Raw genomic sequence first — 7,404 nt, forward strand, 5'->3', positions numbered from 1 at the left:
TACTTTTGCAGCGTCGAAGAAACAAGACAACGCCGAAATGGTTTGGTGATCTTGAAACAACTTCCGACTACTTTATAATATGAATACTCAGATTATGAGAGTGGTGAAGCAGGGCGAGGCTTTCGCCGTGCAGAGCCAGAAGAGCGAGAACGGCCAGATGATGAAGTGCAACATCGTGTTGCAGGAGATGGGCGGCAAGTATGAGAACCAATATGCTGCCGCAATGCTCGGCAATATGGCGCTGTGCAAGTTTGCTCCGGGAGCACTGGTTGCAGTTACGCTCCGATTCACGGCTCGTGAGTATAATGGGCAGGTTTATCAGGATATCCTCGTTACGGATATTGAAAAGCTGAAGGGATAAAAAGTAGTTTTAGTTATTAACTGAGTTGGGACTGCGGAGGATCTTCCATGGTAAAGCGCGCAAAAATCCACACGTTTCTTCTCGCAAAACAATTCAGAATATGAAGAAAAATGTAAACAAGCAGCAGCACGTGCAGCTGGGTGGTATGGCTTTCTATGATGAGAGCAAGTGTTTCCTCTTTGCTCCTAATGAGCATGGAGGGGGAGAGAAGGTGCAGGGATTCCGTTCGCAGGGCGTTGCCCAGCAGCTTTCGGATGGTACTTTTGATTTCGTGGTTAAGCCACGAATCCGTTCTCAGGCGGAACTGATCAGAAAACTGGCTCACGGACGATTGAGCAAGACCAAGGATGGAGCCATCCAGCTCACCCTGAAGGTGTTCTGTAATGAGGGAATCAATATCGGCAGCACGCTGGTAAAGGAGGCAGAAGAGGCTGCAGATGCTTTGATAGAATATCAGTTGAAGCGATAGAGATATGGATGATCAACTAAAAGTATTTGATGTTCAACTTAATAATAGTAAGTAGAAACACATAAATGAGCTGTTATTTGATAAGGGTGGAGAACGGGCACAAGGTTGCCCGCTCCATCACCTCGCAAGAGGAGTATAAACTGATTCGTGGAAGCTATGAGCAGAAGGCTAATCTGCGACTGGCTCGCGAAGGAAACGATGGGGCGAAGCGAAGACTGGTGCAGTTTAATTATTCCGGACATTATCCGCAGGGCGTGGTGAAGGGAACGAAGCTACCAAGCCGGGCTTTCGGCTTCGATCTGGACGATAAGCAGGACTTTGAGAAGGCGGCTAAGTTGATGCTGCAGGAGCCGGAAAAGTATGGACTGCTGATGTTGGAACGCAGCGCAAGACAGGGCGGTCATGTGGTTTGCAAGCGAGAGATGGGTAAGACCATTCTGGAGAACCAGGTAAGAATCGCCAAGATGCTGGAGTGCGAGATGGATACTTCGGCTCACGATATTAATCGTGTCTATTTCACGACTTCGGCTGATGCAGAAGACTTGCTCTATCTTTCGCCTGAGCTCTTCAAGGATAGTTATGAGGAGGCTGCCGTGGCTGCAGAAGGCAAGGTTTTGGAAGAGCGTGAGAAGTATGGGCAGGAGGAACTTCCTCCTGGAGCGCATAAGGCGAACAAGCATTATAAGCCTTGGTTGGAGATGGTTGAAGAGAAGACTTTGAATTCTCAGAAAAATCTTGAAAATCAGGAGAATCCTTCAAAGGTTCATGTCTCTCAAAATCCTCTGAATTCTTCTCAGAATCAGGCTCAGCCTGCTTCTGCTTCACTATCCTCTGCTTCGACTCCTACTTCTTCATCACAATCCAGCAATGATTACCTCGGAATCCCGTATTCTGAAATCATCTCGAAGTGGTGGCAGATGTATAATGACGGGCACGAGCCAGTTCGCTCCAACCGCAACACGTTGACCTTCGAGCTTGCCGTGAACCTGCGCCACATCTGTGGCTTCGACCGCAGCCTGATGGCTCAGATCATCCCCTGCTACGATGGTTTTCCCGAGCAGGAGAAGATGGCTTGCATCAACTCGGCTCTGAACGAGAAAATCACCCAAATGCCTAAGCGCCTGAAAGATGTGCTTGCTGCCATCCGACAGGAGAGAATGAAGCTGGGGGCTGGAAAGGGCGGAAGTTCCGAAGGCAGCGATGCGCTGGTCAATGCGCTGGACGAGGCAAATGCCCAGGACGATCTGTTTTATTACAACGCCCTGCCCAGAATGCCGCTGGGCGTAAGGGATTCGCTCGATGCGGTGGGTCCCGCACTGGCAATGCCGGTGATTACCGCCATCTGCCCAGCCATCGGAATGCTGGCTACTGGCGTCAAGGTGTCTGTTCACGGCAAGATGAACTCGCTGAACCTCATCTCCTACATCGCCGGAGATTTCGCATCCGGTAAGGGAAGCATCGACCCCGTGATTGATGCTTGGACTTCGGAGATAAAAGATATGGATAAAATGTATCAGCAGAAGGAGGATGAATGGAGAGCCAAGAAGCGTGCGGCGAAGAACAAGAAGGAGCAGCCGGAAGAGCCGAAACTGCCTGTAAGATGTCTGACACTTAACAACACCGTGGCAAATCTTGCCGAGCGTCTGGCTAACACCGAAGGCAAGCACGCCTTCTCGTTTACCCCGGAAGCCGACACCGTGGCGCAGAAGTGGAAATCAGCGATGAGCGACTTCTCCGTAATGCTACGACAGGCGTATGATGGCACGAGCTACGAGCGCGAGGCACGAAGTGCAGAAGCTGTGAATGTCCATATTGACAGACTGTTATGGAATGTAGTGATGTGTGGAACGCCTGATGCGCTTTACCGTGTGGTGAACAATTATACGGATGGTTTTCAGAGCCGTATTACCGTGGCAAGAACCCCGGACAATACGTTTACTCCGCTTACGGATAATCTGTATGTGCTTACCGATCGCCAGCGCAACCGCATCATCCAAGTTGCCCATCTGCTGCCTCTGATGGAAGGCGACGTGGTGCTTCCTAAGCTGGAAGCCAAGGGTAGGGAGTGGCTGGAACAGATTCGCCTGGAGACCATGAAGAATGATGACAAGGTGAAAGCCCGTCAGCGTTTCCGTATCTGTCCTACTACGATGAGAATGATGACCTGCATCCTGCTCTGCAAGGTGGCAGAGACGTTGATTCAGAAGCACGGTTTCCAGGGAGCGGAAAAGCAGTTGAAGCAGAATCCGCTATTATGGAAGGAAATGATTGTCAAGATGCAGACGCCTACCATGCTCGCTGTGTTCAATGTTCTTGCAGATTACCAGTTGGACAATGCGCTCTATTTCTTCCGTAGTCGTATCGAGGATGCTTTCTCTTCGAGAGACTATTGCGGACAGTCGGTTTACGACCGTTCTCGTAGAGGTAGAAACGATTCCATCTTTGAGCGTCTGGATGTGACCTTCTCCTTCGATCAGGCTCAGCAACAGAGTATTTCCGTAAAAGGGGCAAGTGCTACTCACGAGTCGGTGAAGCAGATGCTGAAGAACTGGAAGCAGCAGGGCTTGATAAGCGTTTTGCCGGACAAACGTTATCAGAAAGCGTCACCTACCGTTTAAAGTGTCATTAAGGGTCAGTGTCATTAAGGGTCATTAAGGTTTTCGAAACTTTGAACTTCTTAATGACCTGCCCACAAGTATTAATTTTTTTTAAATATTATCATTATGTATATTCATATATTTCGCCGTCGCTTCACTCCATGGGGTGTGGATGGCACAATGGTTATCAACGGAGTAATTATCTGCGGCACAGTAGAGCATCCTAGAAATTACCTGCATGCAGGCGATTATTTAATTATACCAGAACCTGTCAAGTTCAAGAAGAAGATAGGGGTGGAGTACAAGAAGAAGCACCATAAGAAAGAGAAGGAATTTAAGACAGAGATCGTAGAGGAGTATAAGACCATGCCTTTAATTCTTAAGGATTATTCTTCGTCGTATCCGGTGTCTCGTAAGCCTTATATCACGGCTGGTGTAGGTCCGCTGGCATTGAAGCATGGAAGCATAGTAATGGGCAAGTCTTTAATGTCGGGCGTTGTAGCTTACGATGGGGAACTTTTCAAGAAGTTTTGCAAGAAGATTAATGAGTTAGCTGATGAAAACGAACAAATTGACTTGCATATCAAAGACTTGGGGGAGGAAGAAATTCCCCTAAAGTATCTGGCATTTTTCCCAGGTAAAGTTTTATAGTTAACTGTATTTTAGCAAGCGGTATCTATTAGTTAATTCTGCATTGTACATTATAAATTATTATATTATGCGCAAGATCAAGGAAATCATCATTCATTGTAGCGCGACCCGAGAAGGTTGCGACTACACCGTAGCCGACATCGACCGTTGGCATCGTGAGCGTGGGTTTTTCTGCATCGGTTATCATTTCGTGATTTACCGTGACGGAAGCATCCACGTGGGCAGATCAGTAGAAGAAGTGGGTGCCCACTGCAAGGGTCACAACACCGTGAGCATAGGAATATGCTACATTGGCGGCCTATCCCATGATGGCAAGCCGAAGGATACCCGAACCCCACAGCAGAAGGAGGCGCTGAAAGCGCTTATAGAACAGCTGAAGGAGGAATATCCCGAGGCAACGGTTCATGGGCATAACGAATTCTCAAACAAGGCTTGCCCTTGCTTTGATGTGAAGGAGGAATTTGGCTAACAGATAGGGAACGCACTGCGTTCCCTATTTTTGTTATCTATTATTTGCTGATGTAACATGTGGATGTTGCTGATAGTATAGCTTTCTCTTGAATTTTTGGTGAAATGATATGCTAAATAATAATAAAATTGCAGCAAAGCAAGTCTGTTTCTCAAAATTTTCTATTACCTTTGCTAAACGCATAAAATAGATAAACGATGAAAGATATAAATCGAATAAAAGTCGTGTTGGTTATCAATATGCAACCACTGATTTGTGTTATCTAAAAACTAAGGATTATGGCAAAGATAAAAGTTGAAAATACAGAAATATCTGTTGTTAATGTTCAAAATGAGGATTATATCTCTTTGACCGATATGGCACATAGCCAAATGCAAGAGCATATTATATTTAGATGGATGAGCCTCAAAAGTACAATAGAATATCTCGGTGAATGGGAAAAGCTATATAATCCGAATTTTAATTGTACCGAATTCGATACAATTAGAAATGCAGCAGGAAGCAACAACTTCGTGCTTTCTGTAAAGGCATGGATTCAAAGAACAGGTGCAATAGGCATCATGGCAAAAGCTGGTCGATATGGTGGAACTTATGCTCATCGAGACATTGCGTACCACTTCGGAATGTGGATTAGTCCTCGTTTCCAACTTTTGTTGGTAAAAGAGTATCAACGTCTTAAAGCTGATGAGCAGAACCAATTGGCATGGTCTGCCAAGCGGGAACTATCTAAGATAAACTATCGCATTCACACGGATGCTATCAAAGTAAATCTCATTCCTGCGGAGGTGACTCGTGAGCAAGCTGCTATGAAATATGCTGATGAAGCGGATGTACTCAACATCGCCATGTTCGGTATGACTGCGAAACAATGGCGTGAGCAGAATCCCGACAAGAAAGGAAACATTCGTGACTATGCCAGTATCAATGAGCTTATCTGTCTCTCAAATATGGAGAATCTCAATGCAGTGTTTATCAATGACGGCATGGCGCAGTCTGAACGACTAATCAAGCTCAATCAGATAGCCATCCAGCAGATGAGAATCCTTGAAGATACAGGCGGAAGAAACTTATTAAAATAAAGATGAATATGGTGCAGAAGAAATACTCAGACGCAACACGTGATAAACAGATAGGGAACGCATTGCGTTCCCTATTTTTGTTATCTATTACTTTCCGATGCAACATGTGGATGTTGCTGATAGTTAAGCTTTTATCTTTTAAACGGTACAACTACCCTTTTTACAAGTGCAGAGGAAATGAACAACAAATGTAATATGCTTATTATCAGCCTGTTAGCGATGAAGTTGTACCGCTCCTTTTAGCCTTTTTTTGTAAGATTCTGGAAACAAATGCAATGCATTGTTTCTCAGCCTCTTCCGTTTCTTGTGTTACAGAACGCTTATCTGGTTGCAAAGATACAGATTTATATTGGATTAGAGCAAACTATTATCTTAAAAAATATTATTCCACAGTTGCTTTTTTCGATAATTTTAATCGCACCACTTCATATATCTTCATGTTGCAATTTATTCAGATATAAATGTAATCCTTACTTCTATCAATTATTTGTCCGGCTCCAATTCCTCTATTGCGCAAATGGCTTGTAGCTCGACCTTTTTAATGTGAGGATAAGTCTTCTTATAATTATCTGTCACATCTTTAAAGACAAAGTTCCCACAGCACGATTTATATCCAATTGCTATTGGTGGAGTAAGAAAATTGCTAATTTTTGCAGAAAATAAAAAGAAAATCTGTATCTTTGTCGCAATAAAAATAAAAAGAAGTATGAAAAAGATAGTTTTTATTCTACTCATTTTTTGTAGTTTTCTTGTAGTATGGGGATGCAATAAGAATAAAACGAAATGTGTTCCACAGAAAGAAGCAACTTCTGATTCTTCTATGAGAAGTAATGACGACACTCTAAGCCTTATGATAGAGCATGAGGTTGACGATGTTGATTATGGAGTGATTATAAAACGTGGCGACAAGACAATTCATCGCTTCGGATACAAATATCCTGAAGACGATGATCTTGTACCAAATGGAGAACGTATTGATAGTTGCATATTGGCGGACATAAATTTTGACGGTATAAAAGAAGACGTATTGTTTTATTTGGGCAGCTTTGGAGCTTCTGGCACAGAATATTTTGATGCCTGCGTGTGGAATCCTAAAACTGAGCATTATGACAAAATTGAAGAATTCAAAGATATTCCAAACCCCAAAATCAGCGACAAATACAAGTGTATTCTTTCAAGTGGCTATGTTTCTTCCGCAGAGAACGAATATGCAAAATATGTATGCACCAATGGACATCTCATTAAGGTTGCCGAATTGAGACAATATTGGAAAGGGAACATTTATCCAGAGCGAGACAGGGCTGTTTATGAAGAGCATTTTATTAAAGCTAATGTTTGGAAGAGAAACTTGAAACTAAATCAAATTAGCGATTTCTGGAAACCGGTCGTACCGTTTTGATTATATCCAATTGGAGTTGGTGGGGTCATATAAAAATAAAAGGAATTATGGGCAAATATCGCTTTCCATAATTCCTTTCTAATATTTTTTCTTTTTAATGAGTTGTAGATATTACCTTTTTTCCATTAATAATATATATGCGTCCGTTCTCTATGCTTGTTACCTTTTTTCAGACAAATCATATATCTGTTCTTCCTTTTGTGTGCTTATTGTAATGTTATCGACTCCTGTTGTCGGGAAATCATCCGTTTAAGGGGTAAATACCGTACAACGAGTGAAGCGATTAATAAAAGTACAATCATCGCAATAATACTATTGATTTTACGTTCTTTTCAAAGAAAGGGGTTGTGCAATAGTGGCTTAAAGGCTAAAAGCACTA

General features: G+C 43.5%; 7 protein-coding genes. All 7 read left to right on the forward strand.

What is annotated here, in order from left to right:
• Window positions 1-79 precede the first annotated feature (79 nt).
• The 7 genes from DXD25_RS15500 (at window position 80) to DXD25_RS15540 (ending at window position 7,025) form a co-directional block, all read left to right on the forward strand.
• Entirely contained in the window at window positions 80-361 is a 282-nt protein-coding gene (locus DXD25_RS15500) for a DUF3127 domain-containing protein (protein ID WP_117664288.1), read from the forward strand.
• A gap of 100 nt (window positions 362-461) precedes the next feature.
• Window positions 462-830: a hypothetical protein gene (locus DXD25_RS15505; RefSeq protein ID WP_117664289.1), complete on the forward strand. Its 369-nt coding sequence runs from the start codon at window positions 462-464 to the stop codon at window positions 828-830.
• Window positions 831-895: 65 nt separating this feature from the next.
• Window positions 896-3,448, forward strand: coding sequence for a DUF3987 domain-containing protein (locus DXD25_RS15510; protein WP_117664290.1), 2,553 nt, complete (start codon window positions 896-898; stop codon window positions 3,446-3,448).
• A gap of 105 nt (window positions 3,449-3,553) precedes the next feature.
• Window positions 3,554-4,078, forward strand: a complete 525-nt coding sequence (locus DXD25_RS15515) for a hypothetical protein (protein WP_117664291.1) — start codon at window positions 3,554-3,556, stop codon at window positions 4,076-4,078.
• 67 nt (window positions 4,079-4,145) lie between these two features.
• A complete protein-coding gene (locus DXD25_RS15520) occupies window positions 4,146-4,547 on the forward strand; it encodes an N-acetylmuramoyl-L-alanine amidase (protein ID WP_117664292.1) in 402 nt (133 codons plus the stop codon).
• Window positions 4,548-4,825: 278 nt separating this feature from the next.
• Window positions 4,826-5,626, forward strand: coding sequence for a KilA-N domain-containing protein (locus DXD25_RS15525; RefSeq protein ID WP_117664293.1), 801 nt, complete (start codon window positions 4,826-4,828; stop codon window positions 5,624-5,626).
• 706 nt (window positions 5,627-6,332) lie between these two features.
• Window positions 6,333-7,025: a hypothetical protein gene (locus DXD25_RS15540; protein WP_117664296.1), complete on the forward strand. Its 693-nt coding sequence runs from the start codon at window positions 6,333-6,335 to the stop codon at window positions 7,023-7,025.
• Window positions 7,026-7,404 lie beyond the last annotated feature (379 nt).

This window comes from Prevotella sp. TF12-30, from assembly GCF_003436715.1.
Lineage (GTDB): Bacteria > Bacteroidota > Bacteroidia > Bacteroidales > Bacteroidaceae > Prevotella > Prevotella copri_A.